This is a genomic window from Corynebacterium tuberculostearicum (assembly GCF_013408445.1).
Lineage (GTDB): Bacteria > Actinomycetota > Actinomycetes > Mycobacteriales > Mycobacteriaceae > Corynebacterium > Corynebacterium tuberculostearicum.
Window position 1 is genome coordinate 1645068 of the sequence record NZ_JACBZL010000001.1, and the last position, 22920, is coordinate 1667987.

16 protein-coding genes and 4 pseudogenes are annotated in these 22920 nt (G+C 57.4%); 12 read left to right on the forward strand and 8 right to left on the reverse strand.

What is annotated here, in order from left to right; genetic code table 11:
* Window position 1 precedes the first annotated feature (1 nt).
* From BJ985_RS07640 to BJ985_RS07660, 5 genes and pseudogenes are all read left to right on the forward strand, one after another.
* Entirely contained in the window at window positions 2-1138 is a 1137-nt protein-coding gene (locus BJ985_RS07640) for an amidase (protein WP_179387105.1), read from the forward strand.
* The gene (locus BJ985_RS07645; protein WP_179387106.1) at window positions 1135-1833 is read left to right on the forward strand and encodes a CPBP family intramembrane glutamic endopeptidase; all 699 of its coding nucleotides are present in this window, start codon (window positions 1135-1137) and stop codon (window positions 1831-1833) included. Before BJ985_RS07640 ends, BJ985_RS07645 begins: the two co-directional genes overlap by 4 nt.
* A gap of 62 nt (window positions 1834-1895) precedes the next feature.
* Window positions 1896-3134 carry an LCP family protein gene (locus BJ985_RS07650; RefSeq protein ID WP_179387107.1) on the forward strand — a complete coding sequence of 413 codons (1239 nt, stop codon included), beginning with the start codon at window positions 1896-1898 and terminating at the stop codon, window positions 3132-3134.
* Window positions 3135-3170: 36 nt separating this feature from the next.
* Window positions 3171-3677: pseudogene (locus tag BJ985_RS11905) on the forward strand (exonuclease domain-containing protein); the annotation flags it as partial.
* A gap of 80 nt (window positions 3678-3757) precedes the next feature.
* Window positions 3758-4725 (forward strand): annotated as a pseudogene (locus BJ985_RS07660) (IS3 family transposase); the annotation flags it as partial.
* 33 nt (window positions 4726-4758) lie between these two features.
* Here BJ985_RS07660 and BJ985_RS07665 read toward each other — a convergent pair.
* Window positions 4759-5952 (reverse strand): annotated as a pseudogene (locus BJ985_RS07665) (IS3 family transposase).
* Window positions 5953-6685: 733 nt separating this feature from the next.
* Between BJ985_RS07665 and BJ985_RS07670 the strand changes: the two are divergent.
* The 3 genes from BJ985_RS07670 to BJ985_RS07680 are packed head-to-tail and all read left to right on the forward strand — an operon-like array spanning window position 6686 to window position 9146.
* Window positions 6686-7435, forward strand: coding sequence for an ATP-binding cassette domain-containing protein (locus BJ985_RS07670; protein ID WP_234447502.1), 750 nt, complete (start codon window positions 6686-6688; stop codon window positions 7433-7435).
* Complete coding sequence (locus BJ985_RS07675) at window positions 7425-8564, forward strand: hypothetical protein (protein ID WP_150851231.1); 1140 nt, start codon at window positions 7425-7427, stop codon at window positions 8562-8564. The genes BJ985_RS07670 and BJ985_RS07675 overlap by 11 nt, the downstream gene beginning before the upstream one ends.
* Before the next feature lie 60 nt (window positions 8565-8624).
* Window positions 8625-9146: a hypothetical protein gene (locus tag BJ985_RS07680; protein WP_150851232.1), complete on the forward strand. Its 522-nt coding sequence runs from the start codon at window positions 8625-8627 to the stop codon at window positions 9144-9146.
* Between the two features lie 224 nt (window positions 9147-9370).
* Here the strand turns inward: BJ985_RS07680 and BJ985_RS07685 are convergent, their stop codons facing one another.
* The 5 genes and pseudogenes from BJ985_RS07685 to BJ985_RS07705 form a co-directional block, all read right to left on the reverse strand.
* Complete coding sequence (locus BJ985_RS07685; protein WP_005324630.1) at window positions 9371-10600, reverse strand: IS110 family RNA-guided transposase; 1230 nt, start codon at window positions 10598-10600, stop codon at window positions 9371-9373.
* Between the two features lie 796 nt (window positions 10601-11396).
* Window positions 11397-11930: a YceI family protein gene (locus BJ985_RS07690; protein WP_179387108.1), complete on the reverse strand. Its 534-nt coding sequence runs from the start codon at window positions 11928-11930 to the stop codon at window positions 11397-11399.
* A 183-nt stretch (window positions 11931-12113) separates the two neighbouring features.
* Window positions 12114-15542, reverse strand: coding sequence for a murein biosynthesis integral membrane protein MurJ (gene murJ / locus BJ985_RS07695; RefSeq protein ID WP_179387109.1), 3429 nt, complete (start codon window positions 15540-15542; stop codon window positions 12114-12116).
* An 18-nt stretch (window positions 15543-15560) separates the two neighbouring features.
* Window positions 15561-17756, reverse strand: a complete 2196-nt coding sequence (locus BJ985_RS07700) for a DUF6049 family protein (RefSeq protein ID WP_179387110.1) — start codon at window positions 17754-17756, stop codon at window positions 15561-15563.
* A pseudogene (locus BJ985_RS07705) lies at window positions 17756-18259 on the reverse strand (NUDIX hydrolase); the annotation flags it as partial. The gene BJ985_RS07700 and the pseudogene BJ985_RS07705, both read right to left, overlap by 1 nt.
* A 178-nt stretch (window positions 18260-18437) precedes the next feature.
* Here BJ985_RS07705 and BJ985_RS07710 point away from each other — a divergent pair.
* The 4 genes from BJ985_RS07710 to BJ985_RS07725 are packed head-to-tail and all read left to right on the forward strand — an operon-like array spanning window position 18438 to window position 21570.
* Window positions 18438-19874 (forward strand): CCA tRNA nucleotidyltransferase, encoded by a 1437-nt coding sequence (locus tag BJ985_RS07710; protein WP_179387111.1) that lies wholly within the window; start codon window positions 18438-18440, stop codon window positions 19872-19874.
* A complete protein-coding gene (locus tag BJ985_RS07715) occupies window positions 19874-20470 on the forward strand; it encodes a YqgE/AlgH family protein (RefSeq protein WP_005325866.1) in 597 nt (198 codons plus the stop codon). The genes BJ985_RS07710 and BJ985_RS07715 overlap by 1 nt, the downstream gene beginning before the upstream one ends.
* A gap of 39 nt (window positions 20471-20509) precedes the next feature.
* Window positions 20510-21238, forward strand: coding sequence for an AzlC family ABC transporter permease (locus tag BJ985_RS07720; protein ID WP_005325868.1), 729 nt, complete (start codon window positions 20510-20512; stop codon window positions 21236-21238).
* Window positions 21238-21570, forward strand: a complete 333-nt coding sequence (locus tag BJ985_RS07725; protein WP_179387112.1) for a branched-chain amino acid transporter permease — start codon at window positions 21238-21240, stop codon at window positions 21568-21570. The genes BJ985_RS07720 and BJ985_RS07725 overlap by 1 nt, the downstream gene beginning before the upstream one ends.
* A gap of 12 nt (window positions 21571-21582) precedes the next feature.
* On the opposite strand, the gene BJ985_RS07730 is transcribed toward BJ985_RS07725, so the two are convergent.
* Window positions 21583-21891 (reverse strand): hypothetical protein, encoded by a 309-nt coding sequence (locus tag BJ985_RS07730; protein WP_179387113.1) that lies wholly within the window; start codon window positions 21889-21891, stop codon window positions 21583-21585.
* Between the two features lie 15 nt (window positions 21892-21906).
* On the reverse strand, window positions 21907-22872 hold the full coding sequence (locus BJ985_RS07735) for a bile acid:sodium symporter family protein (protein WP_179387114.1): 966 nt from the start codon (window positions 22870-22872) through the stop codon (window positions 21907-21909).
* Between the last annotated feature and the right edge of the window lie 48 nt (window positions 22873-22920).

A 22920-nucleotide genomic window follows, 5' to 3' on the forward strand; every position in this document is an offset into this window, starting at 1 on the left:
CATGGACTTTTCCGTAGAACAACTCCGCGCGGATCTGCACGGCCTTACCCCCGAGGAGCACGGTTTCACCTACCTGGATGTGGACCGCGAGCCCTCCGGCCGCGGCCGGCTGAGCGGCTGGGTCCTCTCCGCCAAGGACCTCTGCGATGTCCGCGGCATGCCCACGACCTTGGGAAATGTCGATCGCACTTACTACCCCGAGCGCAGCGATGCCTTTATTGAGGCCTTGGAGAAGCAGGGTGCGCGCATCATCGGTAAATCCTCCACCCCGGAGTTGGGTCTGCGCGTAGATACGGAACCAGTAGGCCTGCCCCATCCCTATAATCCCCTCTATCCCGGCTGCACTCCGGGTGGTTCCTCGGGTGGTGCGGCGGTACAGGTCGCGCGGGGGTTGCTGCGCGCGGCGCACGCCAGCGATGGCGGCGGTTCCATCCGAGTGCCGGCCGCGGCCTGCGGCGTGGTGGGCTTTAAACCGGCAGGTGATGAACTGGGTGTGCAGGGCTTTATCACCCGGACCGTGGCCGATAATGCCTTTCTGCATGGCCACCGCATGATCACCCCGCGCGCCCGCATTGGCCTGCTCGTAGAGCCGCTGTTTTGCGACGCCAACGTCGATGCCCACCACCTGCGCGCCGCCCGCGAGGCCGCCCAACGCCTACAAGCTGCCGGCTTCACCGTGGTGCCCATTTCCCCGTATCCGCAGGCCCGGGCCACCTTTGCGCATTTCCGCACGACCTTTACCTCCCGTTTGGCGGGGCTCAACCCGGCGGCAGGCTACGCCGAGTGGATCGCTCAGCAGGGCCGGCGCGTGAGCGCCGCTGAGCTGGCCGCGGCGCGGGCGCATGTCCGGCGGCTGCCCGACTTGCTGGCCCAGGAATGGGGCGTCGATGCCATCCTCACCCCAATGCTCACCACGGACCCGCCGCGTATTGGTTCGTTCCTGTCCCTGCCCCATGCGGAGAATTTCGCGGCCCAGACCCGGTGGTCTCCGTGGGGTTCCCTCTTCAACATGGCCCGCCTGCCAGCCATTTCCGTGCCATGGGCCGTTCCCAATCACCCGCCGGTGGGCGTGCACCTGGGAGGCATTACGCTTTCCGACGCCGCCCTGCTCGGCCTCGCCCACATCCTCCACCCATGACCAAGTCCCTACGCGCCGAACTGCTCATCGTCCTTACCCTCACCTTTGGCATTTCCGGGGTGCGGGCGGTGTTAAACCTCATCAATTCCCTGGCCGCGCCGCAGCGGCTCGACGAGCAATCGGTCACGCTCAATTCCAGCCAATCCTCCCTTGCCTGGGTGGATATGGGACTGCAGTTGTGCTCGTCCGCCGTGCTCTTTTCCTATGGAGCCTTAGCGCTTTTCCTGCTGGCCAAGGACCGCTTTGTGCCCCGTGCCCACCGCGCCCGCGACTGGCTAGAAGGAGCAGGGCTTGCCGCCCTCATTGGCATCCCGGGGCTCGCCCTGTATTTCGCGGCGGTGCACTTGGGGTGGAGCAAGGAGGTCATCCCCGGCGACTTCGCCAATGCTTGGGTAGAAATCCCCGTTTCCCTCCTCAAGGCCGCTGCCAACGCCTTCGCGGAGGAAACCGTGGTGGTGATGTGGCTGATGACGCGCTTGCGCCAGGCCCGCTGGTCGCTGCCAGCAGCGCTTGCCGCCAGCTCCATTCTCCGCGGTTCTTATCACCTCTACCAGGGAGTTTCCGCTGGCTTTGGCAATATCATCATGGGTTTAATTTACGGCTATTACTACCACCGCACGGGGCGGGTATGGCCGCTGGTCATAGCGCACTTTCTTATCGACGCCGTCGCATTCGTGGGTTATTCCTTCCTGTGAAAATGCCTGTAGGGGACGTCGCGAAGCAGGCGTTGCTCCCTGCTCCTTGTAAGGTATAGCGCATGACTGAATCAGGACGAGATCCGCATAGGGAGGCCCGCCGCGCCGGCGACGACTCCTCCACTGAATTCGTCCTTGGGGCCGATGGACGTCCCCTCAAGGATCGATACGGCCGCCCCATTCGACGCCGTTCCTCCGCCCGCCCGGCGCCGCGGCGCGTGGAACCCGAGCAACAATCCTTTCGCGCTCCGCAGCCACAGCAACAGCCCCCGCGCCGCACTCCGCCCCCAACACCCAGCCGCTACCCCAGCCAGTACCGCGCGCAGCAGCGCCCGCCTCGTCGTACCGAACCGCGCCCCGCACCCCGGCAACGCCCGCACAGCCGGCGTAAAAAGGTCAATCCGGCCAAGCGCGCCCTCGGCTGCGTTGGCTTGGCGCTCGTTGTCCTACTGGTATTCAACCTCGTCTTCATGTTCTGGGCCGATGCCCGCCTCACCCGCGTGGAGGCGCTGCCAGAAGAACAGGTGTCTAATACCGCTGGCACCAATTGGTTGCTCGTCGGTTCCGATTCCCGCCAAGGCCTCAGCGAGGAACAGCAGGCGGAGCTCGGCACCGGTGGTGATGTGGGCGAAGGCCGCACCGATACCATCATGCTGCTGCACATCCCTCGCACCGGCAAGGCCAAGCTCGTTTCCATCCCACGCGATAGCTACGTGGAAGTCCCCGGTTTCGGCATGGACAAGATCAATGCCGCCTTTACCTACGGTGGACCGCAGCTCCTTGCCCAAACCGTCGAAGGCACGACCGGTTTGCACATCGACCACTATGCCGAGATCGGCATGGGCGGCCTAGCCAATGTGGTCGACTCCGTCGGCGGCGTAGACGTATGCGTGAAAGAACCCATCAATGACCCGCTGGCCGGCATTGATCTCCAAGATGGCTGCCAGAAGCTGAAGGGCCGCGACGCCCTCGGTTACGTGCGCACCCGCGCCACCGCCATGGGTGACCTTGACCGCGTGCAGCGACAGCGCGAATTCTTCTCCGCATTGCTGGATAAGGTTGCTTCCCCAGCCACCCTGATTAACCCATTCCGCGCCTTCTCCTTGGTCAACCACACCGCCTCCTCGTTCATCGTCGGTGAGGGCGACCACGTCTGGCACCTCGCCCGTGTGGCACTTGCCATGGGCTCGGGTGTGGAAACAGAAACCGTCCCCATCGGCGGTTTCCAAGACACCGAGGTAGGAAACGTCGTCCTCTGGGACGATGAAGCAGCCTCCGGGTTGTGGGATTCCCTCAAATAGGGATCAAAAAATGGCCCGGGCCCCGAAGCCACCGGCTTTAAAAAGCGCTATGCCCGCATTATTGAACTTGCTGCCAGGAGCGCCGACTGCCACTTCAACCCCGTCGACTCCTGGCACACACTGCTCCACCCAGACGGCAAGGCCATTAAAAACTCCCACATTCACGGCATTACCAAGGACATCGGGGCCTGCGCCCACAACGCACCGCTTGGCTCCAAAATGATAGTTGCTGAGGTCGACTGCATGACCGGAGTCGAAGAGGACGAGCACTTTCCTTTCATCGACACCATTGACCTTGCTAAGCAAATACTCGACCGCGGCCCCTACAACCTACCGGCACTCCTTGACCGCCTAGGACTGGACAATCCCGACGCGCACGCAGCAGTAGCTGATGCGACCGCCACGGTGAACATGCTCCACGCCCTCTTAGGATTCAAACGCGGCGAAATTGGCCGCATGATTTTCCGCCAAGGCGAAGCATTCCACGCCACCAACACCTGGCAGAAAAGCCACGCCACACTACTACTCCCGCGCAACATATAGGCCTACTACCAGCGCCCACACTGGACACAGTGGCCTGTAGAAGTGAAGCGTCCTAGGCTCAGCTAAGGAAGGATTGAACTATGCCTAGAAGATATTCCGCTGAGTTCAGGGAGAAGGAGATCCATCAGATCATCGAAATGGTCCGTCTGGAGTCTTGCTCACTGCAACACGCCTACATGGAGGTCGGTGAGCTACTTGGAGTATCTCATCACACGTTGCGGACTTAGTACCGTGACAGCGCTTCAGTACGTGATAGTTCTGACGCGTCAAGCGGCGAAACAATGGAAGAAGAACTCAAACGTCTGCGCCGAGAAAACCGCGAACTGAAACGCGCAAACGGCATTCTTAAGACAACTTCGGCTTTTCGCAGCGGAACTCGACCTACTCACGACCAAATGATCTCCTACATCGACGTGTACAAAGATCAGTTTGGGGTCGAGGTCATCTGCAGAGTCCTTAAACAAGCAGATCATGGATTTATCACCTCACGCGGCTACCGGAAAGCCTCTCAACGTATCCCAAGTGCGAAAGCGTTAAGCGATAGTCTGCTCATCCCAGAGATACAGCGGGTGCATGCGGAGAATTTTTCGGTCTACGGCATCCGCAAAATGTGGCACGCGATGAACCGTGAAGGCTTTTATATCGGCCGCGATAAGACTGCCCAGTTGATGAAGCTAGCAGGTGTTTCTGACCGCAGACGTGGACGGGCCCCGTGACAACGATCGTCCCGAAGACGCCGGATCATCGCCCTGGCCTTGTGAGCCGAAACTTCCGTGCGCAGGAAACGGGCAGGCTTTGGGTTGCCGACATTACCTATGTTTGCACTTCGTCGGGATTCGCTTACACCGCATTTGTAGTTGATGTCTTCAGTCGGAAAATCATTGGTGTTGTCACGCGCTCTACGCTGCGTACTGTTGCGCTGCTGATGGAGGCTTTAGAGCAGGTTTTAACCACTGCTGGAAGGATCCATGGCGACCAGTTGATTCATCACAGTGATCGGGGCAGACAGTACGTGTCGTTGAAATACTCTACGGCTTTAGCTGGGGCCTGACCCCCGGAAAGTGGACACATCGGGGGTTGGCTATGCTGCTTGTGTCAGTGTAGCTGAAGTCTCTGCTTCAAAAGCATCAGGAGCCACAAGATTGCACCAGGAGTGCCGCCTACGGGTGTTGTAGCGCATGCACCACCGGAAGACTTCCTGCCGGCAGGTGATCGGATTGTCAAAGACTTTCCGATCACGCAGCACTTCCCGCTTTAAAGTAGCGTTAAATGATTCTGCTAGGGCGTTATCCGCACTCGTTCCTACCGCTCCCATGGACTGGCGTACACCCAGCGACGAGCAGTAATTTCTGAACGCTTGTGAGGTGTACACGCTGCTGTGATCGGAATGAAAAATAGCCCCGTCAAGACTGCCACGCACACCGTGTGCGTGGGCTAGTGCATCGATGACCAGTGAGACACGCATGTGGTCTGCGAGTGCATAACCTGCAAGTTTCCGTGAATAGGTGTCAATGACTGTGGCCAAATACATGTTCTTGCCGCCCTTACACGGCAGGTAGGTAATGTCGCCGACATACACACGGTTTGGCTCGTCAGCTGTGAATGTACGGCCTACGAGATCTGGCATGACACGGTGACCAGGCTTGCGCCTGGTGGTGATGCATCGACGCCGTTTGCTAAAGCCTTTTAGCCCCATGGATTTCATGATGCGTGCAACCTTCTTATGATTGGTCGGGGTATACGCTGGGTCTTCCTTCAGGCTTGCGGCGATACGTTTAGCACCATAAAGCCCGTGCTCATCATCAAAGATGGTTGTAATTCTTGCACCAATAAGGGCATCGGAATACATCTTTAACCTGCGCTTTTTACGGGTTTGCACCCATTTATAAAACGAGGAACGGTTCAGCTTTAAAACGTGGCACATCCGCTTAACCGAGTATTCGGTTCGGTGGTCATAGACAAACTGGAAGCGGATCACCAGCGTGTCTCTTCGGCAAAATATTTCGCGGCCTTGCGCAGGATGTCGCGTTCTTCGCGCAGCTTCGCGTTCTCTTTTTCCAGCTGGCGGATTCGCTCAGAATCATTCGTCGCTTGGGCTTTATCATGCACGGCTTTAATGCGGGCACGTTTGCCGGTGCCGTACTTCTTGACCCAAGAATGCAGCGAGGCTCGATTAATACCGAGCTCTGCTGATGCTGAGTTCAACGAGAGGTCCCTCATTGTTTTCATAGAGGGCCACGGCATCGCGTTTGAACTGTTCGGAATACCTGGACATGGTGGTTGATTACCTTTCTTCCCAGTCCGACTGGGCTGGATATCAGGTGTCCACCAAATGGGGGTCAGGTCCGCCCTAGCCTAGTGAGGGACGCGTCAACTCGAAAGATTTATGCCGTTTGAGCTTAGCGTTTTCCTCGTGGCCTATGAATATGAATATACGCTTTAAAGGTGGATAGAACTTGGGGATAAGGGGTAATTGGGGGTAATTAATTAGAATATTTTTACTGCGGGCTGTACATACTATAAGTGAATAAGTTAAGGTAAACCTGTTTCAGGCATAGGTAAAGCCATTTACCATTTAGGGCTTGAGACAGACACATAAAGACGAGGCCGATTTTGGCATGCTTAACTTTCGGAAGGGGAAGTTCTGTGAAGAAGAAAATTGTAGCAGGGCTAGTTACTGCCTTGGCGGTTTCTATGTTCGCTGCTCCAGCAAATGCGGAGGGACACTTTGAAACTAGTGTTAGCGGGGTTCGCGATGGATTCAGGACTCGCGGCTGGAGCGATCGAAACATTGATGGGTACAACACGGAGATTACAGCAGCTACCTGCTTAAATGCTGTACATGGATCTCCTGGAAAAGTTGAGATGACCCTACGCCGAGAGCTTTCTAAGAGGCCGGACCCCGACCTAGGATCGCGTTCGCTCAATAGATGCTATGGGGGATGGGACCGAGGCGGGTGGGGGCGCCAGGCTGCAGGAAAGTATCATGCCGATATCCATACATTTGATTGGAACCACTTGACCATCAAGTGGATGAAATTTGTATGGTAGTAACTGCTCGGGTTAATGCACTAAGAGTGCGGCGTTCAAATAAGACAATTCTGGATATACCGCAGCTGGTGATAGATGAACGCCCCACGCTTCTACTGGGGGCTAATGGTGCTGGGAAATCAACGCTTTTTTCTGCTCTTGCATCAGATTCTTCTCCGAAGGAAGGAACAGTACTAAGGAAGGGATCTATATCTCTAGTAGAGCAGACATTCAATCCTATTATCGGTTTCACCTCTAGTGAGTACTGCGCTTATGTTGCTTGGTTGTTCGGGCGAGATAAAAAGACTGCAAAGAAAGAAAGCTTAGATTGGCTAGATTTTGTAGATTTGTCAAGAGTGTCTAGTCAACGGTGCGAAAGTCTTAGTGGAGGAGAACGCTCTAGGTTGGCGATCGCCACTGCGTTGAACTCTGGGGCGGAAACATTACTGCTTGATGAACCTAGTGCGGCACTTGATCCACTCAGCAAAGAGCATGTCACTGAGGTATACCAACGGATTGTGGATAGAGGGCATAACCTAGTTGTCTCAACGCATGATGCTGGCGAACTACAGAGGCCTTTCGAGCGTGTTCTTGTTCTTGATAAGGGGAAGCTACATTTCGATGGTTCACGGCAAGATTTTGTACAGCTAGCTACAGAGTCGGGAAATACCCCGGCGCATATTCTCTCACGATCTTTTGTACGGAGAGGAAATTACAGTGATTCCTAATTTCGGTGTTAAACACTGGCTTCGTCGGCCATCATTATGGATTTGCCTTATTGGGCTAATCCTTAGCGCAGTTCCTATTTCGGAGTTAGGAAAGGCGCCATACTATGAGTCGAATGCTGCTCAATCTACATTGGTATTCTTCGTAATTGCGCCTGCGGTTTCTGCCGCAATGGCATGGGAAGCATCACGTTTTCGTCCTCTAGTGCAGATGGGGAGAAAATCTGTGGCTCGTATTTATGTGAACCGAATGTTTGTATGGTCGCTGATTTTTCCTCTTAGCTATGTATTAGCAAGTCTTTCACAAAGTACTGATTCTGCGCTGTTCGGCTCTTTAATCTTTTGGGTTATGCTGGCTTATTCGTCCATCGTCGGTATCTGTTGGACGCTAATCGGAAGTGCACTTGGTTTTTCGTTTAAACCACTGGTATCAGTGTCTGTATCAGCTGCGCTTGCATATACGTGGTATGCGGTAGTTCCAGCCACTTCTCCTGGAGCCCTAAGACATATAACTGGTGATTTTTTAGCGTGCTGTTCTTTTGACGCAACGCTAGATGTGAAAGCAATTGGGACAGCGATTGCAGGGATTATCGGAGCTACGCTGACCATAGTCTCGGCTGCGGCACTGTTTAGGCACAGTAGTAAATTGTATATATTAACTTCCTTTTTAGGGCTTCTCTGTCTTATCGGCTCTTTTGCTTGGGCGCAGCAACTCACAGAGTTTGGCCTTGCACAAAGAGATTCTCGTCAGGTTGTTTGCTCTTCTAATGTATGCGCATGGCCTGAAGTTCCTAGCGAAAATATATTACTTAATATCCAGGCGAGGGATGCTTTTTCTGAAATAGCGCCTACTGAGTGGAGAGATTTTTCAGAGCGTCCTGTGATGTGGGGAGATTTTTCGGAAGAGCATTTAAGTTTAAGCGGCCAATCCACGGTAGAGGGGATAGTTGGAGAGTTCGTGGATCAAGCTGGATCTGCAGAACTGATTCGTTCAGACTCTAAAATCTGCGGAATTCCGGCGAAAGATTTGGGAATTACGCTTAGTGGTCTTCCTTGGGAGCCTAATCGACAAGTTAACGTTGGAGATGTTGTCCAGCGTATCGAACACACTGTGTGCAGAGTTAGCAATTAGCTCATGACATCATACGCATTCTTGTACTGCCGTGGGCATAGGCTAATTACTGTTTTAGTCATGGTGCTGTTTATTGGCTTTGTTCTTGCTTTTGCTGAGGGATGGTTACTAAATATCCCTTGGCTCAATGATACTGCTGGGGCGAACGTTGGCACTTTATGTTCGTTTTCTTATGCCGCATTGCCAGTGATTTTTTTCAGAAATCAGATTTCCAGGTTAGAAGCGCAAGCTTCACGGAATTGGCTGTTTATTGACGGTATAGTCCTCGTAACTTTATGGGTTATTCCTTGGGTATTTTCCCTTTGCGGCATAGGAAGCACTAGATTTGCTTATGTATCTACTGTTCTTACAGGTTTGACGCTTCTTATAGGTAGATATGTGAGTGTGGATACACTTGCTTTGTTGCTTGTAGCACAGCTTGTGTTACAAACTGCTCTTTGGCCATCATTGTCTGATACGAATTGGAAACTCCTTCTTTTCGCTTTAGAGGTTCCACCCGGCCGTATTCCATTAATATTAAGCGTGGTTTCTTTTTTCATGAGTGTTGTTTCTTTGCGTAAATTCAAGCGCTCTGCGTTTTAGCTAACAGTAGAGCGCGTCAATTCTTTGTGCGTGGGGTGGGGAACAGGTATTTTACTGAAGCAACCAGGGCAGGCCACGATCGTTTGATTGATAGATTGTTTCCAGCTGGGAAATTGGACTTCTTTCTCGAATCGGCCGGCTGTGTCTGAAGTACTTTTCCTGTTTAGCCCGCCTAGAAGTTCGTTTGTTTTCAATCTGGAAGAGCGTGATGCTCCTATGTTGTGTCAAGCTGATTTGAGAAGTTCTTCATAAGCCAACCTCAACTCCGGCAAAGGGCGCTTGCCGGTTTCGATATCACTGATTCTCGCCGGGGCACACCCGAGTTTTTCAGCAACCTGGGCTTGCGATAACTGCCTCTCGATCCGTCGAGCTTTGAGTTCATCAACCTCTACCTGGCCCGTTGGAAGAACGGCCTGACCCAAGCACAACACCCGGTAGACCTCCCTGACAATGGCGCGTTTCAGACACCGTAAGATCTCCTTTTTCGACAATCCTTCCTTGGTGCGTTTGGCTACGTAGTCCCTGGTGCGTTGGTCATGATGCATCCGCACCAACGCGATCCGATGCAACGCAGAATTCGCCCGACGATCACCACCCCGGTTGAGACGGTGCCGATGAGTCCGTCCAGAACTAGCCGGAATCGGTGCGGCCCCGCACAGATGAGCTAATGCTGCCTCGGAGTGAATCCGGCCTGGATTATCCCCCACACTGACAATCAGATCAGCAGCCACCACGGAACCACACCCAAATATCGAGGTCACATGCGGATTGATCATCTCAACCAGGATACTGATGTGTTTTTCCAGCTGCGTACCCTGTTTCTGTAAATCACGATAGGTGGTGGCTAATGTCTTCAACGCGAGGAGCACCCCATTTCTGGGGTCGGCCAGGTCAGCTGATGGTCGGCACCGGGACAAGGCCTCCACCATGACCAATGTGGACATCGCACTATAGCGGCGTCGAATCTCATCGGGTGCTGTGACCAGCAACGATTTGATCGTTGTCATCAGTTTCGCTGCTGTCATCACGAGCTGACGGCGGGTGATCTGCAACCCACGGAGGGATTCCACTGGCCCGGAAGTGTCTTTCGGGATGCTTAAGGCTTCCCCGGTGAGCACCTGGCGGGCGGCAGCGACAGCATCAACGGGGTCTGATTTGCCGTCCCGGCGTCGAACGGCCCGGGTAGGGCGTAAGACTTCTACGACTGAGTATTTCTGGGTGCGAAGGTGGCGTGTCAGGCCTGCTCCATAGGAGCTGGTTCCTTCCACACCGACGGTGGTGACACCGTAGGTTGCCATGAACTCTGAAATCGCCACGTAGCCAGGGTTGGTGGCGGGGAAGGTGTCGGTGGCGATGTGCCGGCCGGTGTCCGAAATAACGGCAACAGTGTGGGTATCGGTGTGGGTGTCGATTCCGGCAACGGGGCCGGTGGGGCAGTCGAAAGTGGTAGACATTGGGGATCAGGTCCTGTCTGTGAGCAAACGTGCGGGTGACCCGCGATCCGGGGTTTCCGGGCAGACAAGACGCTGATGGGACGACTACACTAGACACCTGCCGGGGTGGTCACGGTGGAGACGTCACGCTCCTATAAGGTCATGGGCGGATTCACCAGATTGCGGTACAGGGTCGGAACTAACATGGAAGACAGATCACGCTGAAGGCACATGAGGAGATCATGGCCAGTCAAGAAGTGGGTCATTCCACGTGGTTCCGATCCTGTATTCCCATTATCAGCGTCTAGAAAGAAGCGTTTGACGTAGGCGAGATAAATATTAGATATATGCATTGGCCATAGTCCTATTCTTTAACCTTTGCCAGGGATCTTGCGTTTAGCATGAGCTGGACCCTAACACCGCTCCTGACACTGTCCTCGATTCAGAAAGAACAGATACACCACTTCCATGGGCTTGACCGGATCCTCTTCGAAATCCAACAGTTGGCCTTCTTGGATATCCCCAGTCATTCCTGGTGCGATAGCTGCAAGAGCGGTGAGGATACTTTTTAACTCTACCTCTGAAATAGGTGCGTGGTAGCACGAGTCGTTTGAAACAACTCGACAACAACTAATGCAATTTAGTCGAGTCTATAAGACGATACCTGCAGTTAAACACTATAAAACAAAGTTGTTTCAAGTTGTTTTGCAATTGACCAAGTGAATGGAGTGCTATACCGCATGAAGAAAAAGCCCGCAGCCAAAGGTGGCTGGGGGCTAGGAGATGCTCAAGACCTTTAGTGCCTAAGGCTGCCGGCTTACTGCTTGATAGCGGAGACCTCGAGCTCAATCTTGATCTCCTCGGAGACCAGCACGCCGCCGGTCTTCAGCGGGGCGTTGAAGTCGATGCCGAAGTCCTTGCGGTTGATCTTGGTGGTTGCCTCGAAGCCCAAGCGGGTATTGCCAAATGGGTCCTCAGCGGTAGCAACATCGTCAACGTCGAGGTCGACGGACTTGGTGGTGTCCTTAATGGTGAGGTCACCGGTGACGGTGCCGTTGCCATTCTCATCAACGTTGAGGTTGGTGGCCTTGAAGGTGATCTCCGGGTACTGCTCTACTGCGAAGAAGTCCTCATTTTTTACGTGTGCATCGCGGTCATCGTTGCCGGTGGTGATGGAAGCGGTGCGGATGGTTGCCTCAGCAGCGGACTCGGCGATGTTCTCGGCCACGGTGATGGTGCTTTCGAAGTCTGCGAAGTTACCGCGAACCTTGGTCACCATCGCGTGCTTGGCGACGAATCCGATAGCGGTGTGGGCTGGGTCTAGTGCGTAGGTACCTGCTGCGAGGGACATGATGAATACTCCTAAGGCTGTTGTGTGCGTTACGCCCCACCGTGTACGTACCACTTCTAAATAGCCAACACGTGAAGTAAATGATTTTTGAACGTGCAGTTCAAAGAGGTGTGAATGCGGAAAATCTTAAGAAAGAAGGCCGAATCGAGGGTCGTGTCCTCGATTCAGCCGTGTGGGCTGTGCCTAGGGCTGCCCGACGAGACCAATGTCTGCGATGGTTGCCTTATCGGACTTGGGCAGCTCGGTGATCATGAGGAGGAGGCCGTCGAATTGCTCGGTGGTTTCCTCCAGCTCGATATCTTCCTTGCCGCTTTCGAACTTGCCCCTGGCCAGTTGGTGCAGGGAGCCAGCTTGTGGGTTTTCCGGATTGAAGCTGTCCTGATTTACGCCATAGACGGCGTACTTTGCCCCAGTGGAGTTGGACTGCACCACCGGCAGTACCGCAAGGTGCGTTGGCGTATCCAAGGTGACGAGGACGCCGGTGTCCTCCTCTTCGGTGGACCAGGTGGTGGCCGTTTTGCCGTCGATAAGCGCTGCATAGTCCTTGTTATCAGGGACGGTAACCGCAGAGGAAGGCTGGAGACGCACCGGCGGGGTATCCGGAATGTCCGTGCTGCCATGGATGGTCTCGCTGACCGGGTTGGATGCCTCCACATTGCTGAGCAAGGACATGATCCAGGTGGTGAGCGCGGCCATTGCTACGACGAAGATGGTGGCGAAGATGCCGATGACGATGACGCCGGAACCGGAATAACCGCGGCCGCCAAAGCCGGGTTCTTGCGCCGGGTCATCCTCTTGATCCGGTTCTACCTGTGCCTTCACCGGCAGGGCCTCAGGTGCTTCTTCTGGTTCATCCGGTGCGAAGTCGCGCAGGCGCTGGGCGATGCCGGCCAAGGTTAGCGCCTGTGCCTCTTGCAGCTCCTCCATCTTTTCCTCGCGGCTGTCCTCATCAGCACTATCGAGTCCGTAGTGCGCATCTTCGACGCGCTGGGCGGCCTCGTCCGCGGGAAGGTTGGCGTCCTCAGAAATATCGCGCAGCTTCTTCGGCGAAGGCTCCGTGGACTCTACGAGCAGCTCGAGGGCGGAGCTTAGAGCCTCGCGGTCGGTAGCGGCGGAGGTGCCATCCAGCACGGCGGGGAAGGCAACCTTGACCACGCCATCGGTAGAAACGCGGAAACGATCGCGGTGTTCCACGCCGAGGATGAGGCCGGCATCGTGGGCAGCGGCGGCGTCTGCAAATAGCGGTGCAGTAGCACGAGCCACGGAATGGGGATCGAGGTTATCGGCCTCAGCCACCTGCTTAAGGGAGGTGCCCTCAAACCAATCCGCCACTACCAGGCAGCCAGTGCGATAAGACAGAACCTGGATATTATCCGCCACGGTATCGAGCTCCAGCTCGGCCAGGCGGCGGGTATTGCGCGAGATCTCTGCGGAGCGGCGGGCGGCAACTCCCGGAGTCGATGGCGCAATCGGCGCCAGGCTATTGGTATCGACGAACGTCAAGGCGACCAGTCGGCCGGTGGACTGTTCGCGTGCCTGCCAGAACTGCGCACCAGTGACCGCACCGTGATCTTGGAGCAGGCGGAAGCGGCCATCCGATACCGGGGCACCCGGCACGAGGCGTGGTCCGCGGACGATACCGGCGGACATCGGCGGCGGCACCAGGGTGGCGTTGAAGGCGTCCTGGGAGAATACCGGTTGAATTTCCGGTACGTCGGGCTCCTCCAGCTCGATGGCCTTGGAGGAATCGACCTTGATGAAGCGGGACATGCCCGGGATGCGCTGTAGGGCACGGGCCAGGTTCTGGACCTCCGGCAAGGAGGACTTGGACAGCACCAGGCCGGTGGCGATGAGGAAGATGATGCCAAGCACCGCGACCTTGATCAGCGAGACGATGGACGGCAGATTCTCCGGGAGGAGCCAATTCACGCCCCAATACAGCGCCCAGGAGACGACCAAGCCCACCAGGCCGGCACCGGAAGCCCACAGCACGGTTTGGGTGACGGCCTTGCCGCCGAGGCTGCCGAGCTTGCGCTTGAGCAGGAAGCCGCCAATGACCGCACCGGAGACGAAGCCAAAGCCATTGGCCGTACCGAGCAGAATCACCACGCGGTCCGGGTTGGACGTCATCAATGGTGCCAAAAGCGTGAGGACGATCTTGGTCAGCGTGATGCCGGCGATGATGAAGGTAGGCGTCCAGGCTTCCTCGCGGGCATAGAACACGCGCAGGTGCAGCAGCACCAAGGCATACGGGATGAGCGTGAAGGCGGAGAAGCTGATGGTCAGGCCGAGCTGCTCGGCGCTCTCGGCGCCGTAGGCACCGTATTGGAAGAGGGCGCGGGCGATAGGAACGCCGAAGCCGGTCATAAAGATGACGATGGGGATAAGCGCGATGAAGGTCAGCTTGGAGCCTAGGGTGAGATCGCGGACCACGGCATCTACATCGCCGTCGGCGGCGTTGCGGGACAGGCGCGGCATAATCGCCGTCAGGAGCGTCACGCCGATAACGCCATAAGGCACCTGCAGCATGAGCCAGGCATTCTGATAGACCAGCGGTGCGCCGGCATCCGCATAGGCGGCCACGCGGGAGGTGACCACGTAGCCCAGCTGGGAGATGGCCACATAAGTAATGATGGCCAAAGCCATGCCGCCGAATTGCTTGATGCGCGCATCCAGGCCCCATTTGGGGCGCAGATTAATGCCGGCCTTTTTCAGATACGGCAATAGGATGAGGCACTGCACCATCACCGCTGTGGTGGTGCCCAAGCCCAAGAGCATGACGTGGGGATCGGCCACCGGCGTGGGCTCATGCGGGTCTAGTTGGCCGGGCAGGAAGCGATAAGCCAGCAGCACGCCAATGGAGATGAAGTTATTGATCACCGGCGCCCAGGCGCCCGGACCAAAGATATTCTTGGTATTGAGCACGGCCTGGAAGAGGGCGAAGAGGCCGTAGAAAAGAATCTGCGGCAGGAGCAAGAAGGCCAAGGAAGTTGCCTGCACGGCATTGGCCTTGGAATCTTCCGGCAGCATCATCCTGGTCAAGAAGGGGGCGAGCACCACAGAGGCGATGGTGACTATGCCCAGGATGGAAAAGGCCAGGGTAAATAGCCGCCGGACAAAGGTCTCGCCGCGGTCCGTGTCTTCCTTTTCGGCGCGCACGAGGACGGGCACAACCAGAGAGGTCAGCACCGCACCCAAAACGATCTCGGTGACGAGGTTGGGAATCTGGTTGGCGCTGCTAAACGCAGTTCCCACCGTGGCGCCGAGCGTGGCGCCGATGAGCATCTGGCGCAAGAAGCCGGTGATGCGGGACAGCAGCGTCGCGATGGCCATCGTGCCTGTTGCGCGGATAACATCCTGATTGGATGATTCATTGTCTGCGTTGCGTCCAGTGAGCGCGGACTTATCCTCCTCAGGAGGAACGGTGGTGTCCTTCACCGCTGGGGTGGGGCGCTTTTCTGGTACCGGAGCGGGAGGAGAGGCCTGGACGATGCGGCCGCGGGCACCCGCCGGGGCGGGGTGCTCTGCCGGCACGGCGGCATCCTTCGGGTCAACTACACCCGCAGGTGACTTCTCCACGTGTTCGGCCTCGCGGCCAGTCTTATCAGTCATAGAGGATACAACTTCAACTTACTTTTTAAGCCTTTGTGATTTTTTGCGCCGATGGCGGCCTAGCCGGAAGAGCGTGGCTAAGACCAGCGCAAGGGCGCCGACTATGCCGACGCCATACACGCTTACGATACCGGCACGCGTTTGCACAGCGATATTGATGGGCTCGGAGATGGTCTGCTTTTCTGGGGTAGCAAGCCACAGGCCAATGTCCGTGCGATCGGCGTCCTTAGGCATATCGGCGGTCATGGATACAGTAATAGACCCCTTGGCCGGAATACGGACGCTCTTGGGTGTGTTGAGGCGCGCGCCATCGGGGGCGTCGTATTGCAGCTTGGCCTCCACCGGTAGTGGCAGTCCATTTTCTGCCACGATGAGCAGCGGCGATGACTCAGATACGCGGGTATAGACATTGCCCGGTGGGATAAGCGCCACAGAAGAACGCAGGTCCCGCAGCGTATCGGAATGCACATCCATCGTATGAGTGAACCGGCGCTGCGCCTCTGCATTGCTTCCCAAGCTATCGCGGTTGGTCAGCGAGAGGGCGGCGAGCAGATCCCGGCGCAAAGGCAGGACGAATTCATAGCGAGTGAGCGCGATATCGGGCTCATCGACCATGATATTCATCAGCTCATCGGTATAGCGGGCCTGCTGTTCCACGCGGACGATATCGGATTCGGCAAAGGCGGCGGGATCGCTAAAGGGGCTGCCGGGCAGTGAACCGGGCTCCGCGGTCTCCTGCTTCAGGCTGCCGACGGTGCGCGGATGGGACTTACCGGAAGCGATGAGTGCCTCGGCAGAGTCGAGTGCGTACTCGGCCGCGCTGGGATCCAAGTAATTGGGCAAGCGTGCCACGGTGTCATCGCTCGCGGCCAAGCTCAGTGCGGCGCCGCCGGTGATGGCACGAGAAAGATCGGAATCGAGCGAGTAATCGTAGCGCAGCTCTGGGTTGGAATAGCCCACCGTCTGTGGTTTGGAGCCGGTTTGGGCGAGGAGGGCGCCCAGGGAGGCGTCGAAAGTCACGGCGCGGCCGGGCCACGAAGTATTATCCGCCACCAATGCGGGCAGGGGCAGCTGCTGATCCACATAGCCGGAGCCGACGGCGAGCACGGTGGTGGCCGGCTTGGCACCGAGAATTCGCTCGATGGTGTGATTGCCGCGTTGCAGTCCTTCGTAGGTAAGGAAGGGATTATTCGCTTTGGCCACGGAGGAAGCATTGGCGTTCGCCCACGGCATAGACATAAAGCAATCGAGCTCGCGCAGGCGCTTGAGCCAGCGGGCGGCATCCTCTTTCCCTGAGCCGGGTTCGAGGTGCACATCGTCCTCGTTAGTGAACCATGAATCGCGCAGGCGCTTAGGGCGCTCGGCTTGAGCTGGGCGGGCAGAGCCCACCTTATAGCCCTCCGCCATGCGGTTGACCGTATCCAAGAGGGCGGGATCGATGGCTACGCAGCCTGCCCCGCGCAGGTCGTGGTCGGCGTACGTGCTGACCAAGCGATCGAGCCGGCCGCCCTCAGTCAGTTCATCTGCTAACTCATCAGAGGAGAGGATAAGCTCCTCTCCCCCAGCGCCGCCTGGTATCGAGTCGATATCGGAGCTGATGGGATAGATCACGGTGAGATCGTGGGGTGTGGGATCTGAGGGGGCATCGCCAAGCGCCTGCTCCTTCCCCTTCACCTGGCCTACCAGGCGCTCCTCCGCAAAGCTAACCGCCTCGCCGCCTACGGTGCCGGTGAGGGTAAACAGCAGCGGATAGGAGCCAGGCTCTTCGATGGCCAGGGTCTGCTCCCCGTGCAGGGAGGTGGGAACCTGGAAGGTGACCTCCCGGGATTCGCCCGGCTGCAGGGGCGCGGTGGTGGTGCTGGGACCGTAATACGGGAATTCGCCGGTGGCCAGCTGCGTGCGGGCCTGCGCGGTATCCTCCACGGCATTGCCGCGGCGGCTCGTGAGCTGGAGATCCTCCATGGCTTCATCGGTAGGATTGTGCAGCCGGAAGGTCAGTTTCAGGTTCTTGCCCACGGTAAAGGGCTCGGCCGCAAGGAGATCAAGAGTGGCCCGCTCCGGCCCGCGCGCGCCCAACCATGCCTGGATATCCTGCTGCTTTTCGGCGGCCGAGTCCATCTGCGCGGCGGCCTCTGGTAGCGGCAGGCACACGCCCCACCCCGCTACCGCCATGCAGCCGCCCACGACGGCCCAAGACTTCAGGCGCTGGCGCATTACCGTGGGGTCACTTTCCCCGCCGCGGCTTCCTTTCGTGCGAGATCGGGAAGGAGATCATGCGCGATGCGCGCCAGCTTTCGCTCATCGGCGTAGGCCAAGTGCTCGATGAGTTCAGAGACGGGGATCCACGAGACCTCAGTGACCTCTGGATCCTCATCGTTCATAATGCCGTCTACAAAACGCAGCAGGTGGTGGTGCACGGTCTTATGGATGCGTACCCCATCAGAGACGAACCAGTAATCAATCATGCCGAGGTCCGCAAAAACCTCACCAGAAATGCCGGTTTCTTCCCATACCTCGCGTTCAGCGGTGACCTCCTTGGCCTCGCCATTTTCCACGTGGCCCTTGGGCATGGACCACAGCAGGCGCCCGCGGCGGTCGAGGCGGCCGATGAGCGCCACATAGAGCCGGGAAAGGTCGACGTTGCCATTGGCATCGACGCACTCCGCCAAGCCGGAGACAACGAGGCCGCCCGCGGAGGTTTCATCGCGGGTTTCCATGGCAGTGGATTGGCCATTGCCACCGCGGTAGGGCTTGCGCTGCTGAGTGGTGCGGCGCGCGCGATTATCCGGCCGGCGGCGCCGCCTGCGCCGAGACCGGTTGCGGTTGCGGCCGCCTCCCTTGGAGGGGCCCTGTTCTTGGTTAGTCATCCTTACCAATCGTAGTAGACTCTCACCCGTGAATTTTCAGGACACTCAGCTAATCGGCGTTCTTGCCCGCGCGGAATCCACCGTCTCCTCCCTCAGTAGCCTGCTGGGCGGACTGGTGGAGAAATTTGCCGCGCGCGGCTACTCGCTCTACCTCGTGGGCGGCTCTGTGCGCGATGCGCTTTTGGGCCGCTTGGGAAATGACCTGGACTTTACTACCCCGGCTCGCCCCGAGGTGGTCAAGGAGATCCTCGATGAGTGGGCCGAAACCGTGTGGGATACCGGCATAGACTTCGGTACCGTCTCCGCGGCCTACAAGGGCCAGCAGATTGAGATCACTACCTTCCGCTCCGATTCTTATGACGGCCAGTCCCGCAATCCTGAGGTGGTTTACGGTGACACCTTGGAAGGCGATCTTGTCCGGCGCGACTTCAAGGCCAATGCGATGGCCATTGAGCTGCTTGCCGACGCCTCCTTTAAGTTCCACGATCCCCTCCACGGCCTCCGAGACATAGCTGACCGGGTGCTCGATACCCCGGATAAGCCGGAGATCTCCTTCCACGATGATCCTCTCCGCATGCTGCGTGCGGCTCGGTTTGCCTCCCAGCTAGAATTTCGCGTGGCCGATCGCGTCGTGGAGGCCATGCGGGATATGGCTGGTGAGATCCAGCGCATCACCGTGGAGCGCGTGCAGGTGGAGCTGGATAAGCTCATCTGCGGCACGGCCCCGTGGGATGGCATTGATCTACTGGTATCTACGGGAATCGCGGACTATATCTTCCCGGAGATCCCCGCGCTACGCATGACCGCGGACGAACACGCGCAGCACAAGGACGTCTATGCCCACTCGCTCAAGGTGCTAAGCCAGGCCATGGATCAAGAGGAAGATGGTCCAGACCTCGTTCTGCGCTGGGCGGCGCTGCTGCACGATATTGGCAAGCCGGATACCTTTGATAACACCGATGGCAAGGTCTCCTTCCACCACCACGAGGTGGTGGGCGCCAAGCTCGCCCGCAAGCGCCTGCGGAAGTTGAAATACCCCAAGGCCACTACGGAGGCCATCGGCCAACTGGTTTATTTGCATATGCGCTTCCACGGGTTTGGGGAAAATCAGTGGACTGATTCCGCCGTGCGCCGCTATGTCACCGACGCCGGCGATCTCCTTCCCCGATTGCACAAGCTGGTGCGCGCCGATTGCACCACCCGCAATGCCAAGAAGGCCCGTCGCCTCCAGCGCACCTACGATCAGCTGGAAGAGCGCATCGAAGAGATCGGCCGCAAGGAGGACCTGGCGCGCGTGCGTCCAGACCTCGACGGCAACGAGATCATGGAGATCTTAGGCCTCCAGCCCGGCCCTGAGGTGGGCCAGGCGTGGTCCTATCTCAAGGAGCTGCGCCTCGAGCATGGACCCCTCGAGCGCGAGGACGCGATTGCGAAGTTGCGCGAGTGGTGGGATTCTAAACAGTGATGTTTGCCGATAGATTATTCAACGCCCTCGAGCGCAATGACCCCGCCCCCGGCCAGCTGCTCATCGCCGCTCCGGGCATGCTTTCGCCGGAATTCGCCCGTTCCGTCATTCTCGTCATTGAGCACAATGACATGATGACCTTCGGCGTGGATCTGACCAAGCGCTCCGAGGTGGCGATTTTCAATGTGCTGCCAGAATGGCTTCCCGTTGTGGCCAAGCCGCAGGCGCTGTACATCGGCGGCCCGCTCAATCAGCAATCCGTCGTAGGGCTCGCGCAGACCAACCAGGGCGTCGATCCGGACAAGCACGACCGACTCACCCGCCTCGCCCCGCGCCTCGCGCATGTGGATCTGCGCGCGGAGCCGGAAGAGATAGAGCCCTTGGTCTCGGGTATGCGCATGTTTGCCGGCTACGCCGAGTGGGGCCCGGGCCAGCTAGAAGAGGAAATCGAGGCCGGCGAATGGTTCGTCTCCCCTGCCCTGGCCCAAGACGTTATTACGCCGGGCCCGGCCGACCTCTGGTCCGATGTTATGAAGCGCCAACCCATGCCGTTGCCGTTGTACTCCACCTATCCTGTCAACGTGGAAGACAATTAATTCCTATCGAGCTGCAGGCAGTGGGCTACACTAGCCCGCATGCGTGAGGATATTGCACAAGGCTTGCGGGATACCTGGGCCGCCGCCATCGGCCTTATTCCCCTCGGCCTAGCCTTCGGCCTGCTCATGGTCCAATCTGGCTTCAGTTGGTGGTGGACGCCTATTTTCTCCATCGTCATTTACGCCGGCTCGATGGAGTTCCTCGCCATTTCCATGGTCACCGGCGGCGCCACAGCCGTGGCTTCTCTAGTCACCGGTTTCATGGTGAACTTCCGCCATATTTTCTATGGCCTCACCTTTCCCCGCCACCGCATTCGCTCGCGCCTAGGCAGGGCTTATTCCACCTACGCGCTTACCGACGAAACCTATGCCATCGTCTCCTCCCTCCCCACCGATGACCGTCCGACCGGGGCCCGGATCCTCACCATCCAAATTTTTTGTCAGGCCCTGTGGGTAGGCGGTGGCATTGTCGGTGCTCTCGCCGGCCAGGTCATTCCCTCTACCGTGCAGGGCATGGAATTCGCCCTAGTGGCGCTGTTCGTCGTGCTGGCTATGGATTCCTTCCGCAATAACCAGGACCTTTCTTTACCCCTAAGCGCGGCGATGGTGGGGATCCTCGCGGCCGCCTTCGCCCCTGGACAACTCCTCATGGTGGCCCTGAGCGCCTACTTCATCCTGCTCATTATTCGGTACCTATCCCCACGCGTCGATGCGGCTTTTACCTTGCGTAGACGAGGCGACGTTAAGAGATTCCGTGAGGAGTACTAATGCCCGCTGGAATCACCCTTGCTTCCATCGCGGCCGTCCTAGTTCCCGTCGGCCTCATTACCGTTGTACTACGCCAACTTCCTTTCTCCTTTGTGAAATGGATGAAGGATAGTCAGTTCTTTTCCTTGCTCGGCATGATGATGCCTGTCGGAGTGATGACCATCTTGGTGGTGTATACCGTCCACGGGCAGTCCAGCGCCCCCGGTGGCATCTGGGCGGCTCTCCTCGGAGTGGTGGTCACTTTCCTGCTGCATCTGTGGAAGCGGGAGTCTGCGCTGTCCATCTTCGGCGGAACCGCCTTCTATATGCTCCTCGTCAACGTAGTCTTGTAGCCCTTGCGATTCTTATAGGCCGAACTTGGCGGTGGCTTCGGACCACAGGGCGTCGAACCGAGACTGGTCCACGTACTGCGTGCTAATGTCCGGAAAATCGTCGTAGGTGTCCGGGTGAGGGACAACCTCTTGCGGCTGATCCACGTTGCCCGTGGAACTACTCGGTGTTGCTACCCCGACGATGGCATCCGAGGGATCAAGCGCAATCATGCGCACCATGCGGCAGCTGCGGGCATCGCGCTCTTCCATTTCCGCCATGTGAATTGCTGAGCCGACGCCGGGCACATTCAGTTCGGTTCGTACGTAAAGGTAATTCGTCATGGCACTTAAGTGTAGTTACGTGCTGGGGTGCTGCGCGTAACGAGCCGCTAGCCACGAACACATCATCAACTGAACCTGGTGGTAAATCATCAACGGGAGGATCAGTAGACCAAGAGACGCGCCGCCAGAAGCAAAGATAACCGAGGCCATGGGGAGTCCCGTGGCCAATGATTTTTTCGATCCACAGAACTCGATAGCGATGGTATCGGCGCGGTTGAATCCCATCTTTTGGCTCGCCTTTCTGGTGAGCCACAGCATGAAGGCAACGAAGATTGCGGCGAAGACGACCAGGAACGCCAGGTCCCACAGAGAAATAGAGGACCAAATTCCGTCCACCACACCCTTAGAAAAAGCGGAATACACCACCATCGCGATTGAGCCGCGGTCCACGACTTTAGTGGCCTTGCTTTGTGCAACCTTGCCTACCCAGCGCCGAGTAAGCTGACCTAAAACAAATGGCGCTAACAATAGAAGGGCGATTTCGCCGAATACTGACGTATCGATGTGAACTCCTCCCCCAGTTCCCATGAGGAACATGACGAGCAATGGAGTGATGATCACTCCCACTAAGTTTGAGGCAGAAGCCGATACGATTGCGCCCGCCACGTTTCCCTTCGCGATTGAGGTGAAGGCAACCGACGACTGCACCGTGGATGGAACCAGCGTGAGGAATAAGATGCCCAGGTACATGTCGTGCGATATGACAGCGGTGAGTGGGCGCAGAGCTATGCCTATAAGCGGGTAAACCACAAAGGTGAAAGCGAGAATTGTGAGGTGTAGCCGCCAGTGCTTGAGCCCGTTGAGGGCTTCTTGAGTGGAAAGCCTCGCGCCATACAAGAAGAAGAGTAGCGCGATGGCCACGTTTGTTAATTGGCCGACAATGTCGGCAAAGTTCCCGCGGGCTGGTGCGATTATCGCAATGATGACCGCCAGGATAATGAGGACAATAAGCGGGTCGGGCTTTTTCAAACGCTGCAGCATGCTAAGAGTTTAAACCCGGTTCGTATTCACATGCTGCAGATACTCGAG

Bases quoted from the DNA above. Each gene is read 5' to 3' on its own strand.
- BJ985_RS07720 (WP_005325868.1), top strand. From the start codon at position 20,510: ATGCGTGAGGATATTGCACAAGGCTTGCGGGATACCTGGGCCGCCGCC.
- BJ985_RS07715 (WP_005325866.1), top strand. From the start codon at position 19,874: ATGTTTGCCGATAGATTATTCAACGCCCTCGAGCGCAATGACCCCGCC.
- BJ985_RS07650 (WP_179387107.1), top strand. From the start codon at position 1,896: ATGACTGAATCAGGACGAGATCCGCATAGGGAGGCCCGCCGCGCCGGC.
- BJ985_RS07680 (WP_150851232.1), top strand. From the start codon at position 8,625: ATGGTGCTGTTTATTGGCTTTGTTCTTGCTTTTGCTGAGGGATGGTTA.
- murJ (WP_179387109.1), bottom strand. From the start codon at position 15,542: ATGACTGATAAGACTGGCCGCGAGGCCGAACACGTGGAGAAGTCACCT.
- BJ985_RS07690 (WP_179387108.1), bottom strand. From the start codon at position 11,930: ATGTCCCTCGCAGCAGGTACCTACGCACTAGACCCAGCCCACACCGCT.
- BJ985_RS07730 (WP_179387113.1), bottom strand. From the start codon at position 21,891: ATGACGAATTACCTTTACGTACGAACCGAACTGAATGTGCCCGGCGTC.
- BJ985_RS07645 (WP_179387106.1), top strand. From the start codon at position 1,135: ATGACCAAGTCCCTACGCGCCGAACTGCTCATCGTCCTTACCCTCACC.
- BJ985_RS07735 (WP_179387114.1), bottom strand. From the start codon at position 22,872: ATGCTGCAGCGTTTGAAAAAGCCCGACCCGCTTATTGTCCTCATTATC.
- BJ985_RS07640 (WP_179387105.1), top strand. From the start codon at position 2: ATGGACTTTTCCGTAGAACAACTCCGCGCGGATCTGCACGGCCTTACC.
- BJ985_RS07725 (WP_179387112.1), top strand. From the start codon at position 21,238: ATGCCCGCTGGAATCACCCTTGCTTCCATCGCGGCCGTCCTAGTTCCC.
- BJ985_RS07685 (WP_005324630.1), bottom strand. From the start codon at position 10,600: ATGTCTACCACTTTCGACTGCCCCACCGGCCCCGTTGCCGGAATCGAC.
- BJ985_RS07700 (WP_179387110.1), bottom strand. From the start codon at position 17,756: ATGCGCCAGCGCCTGAAGTCTTGGGCCGTCGTGGGCGGCTGCATGGCG.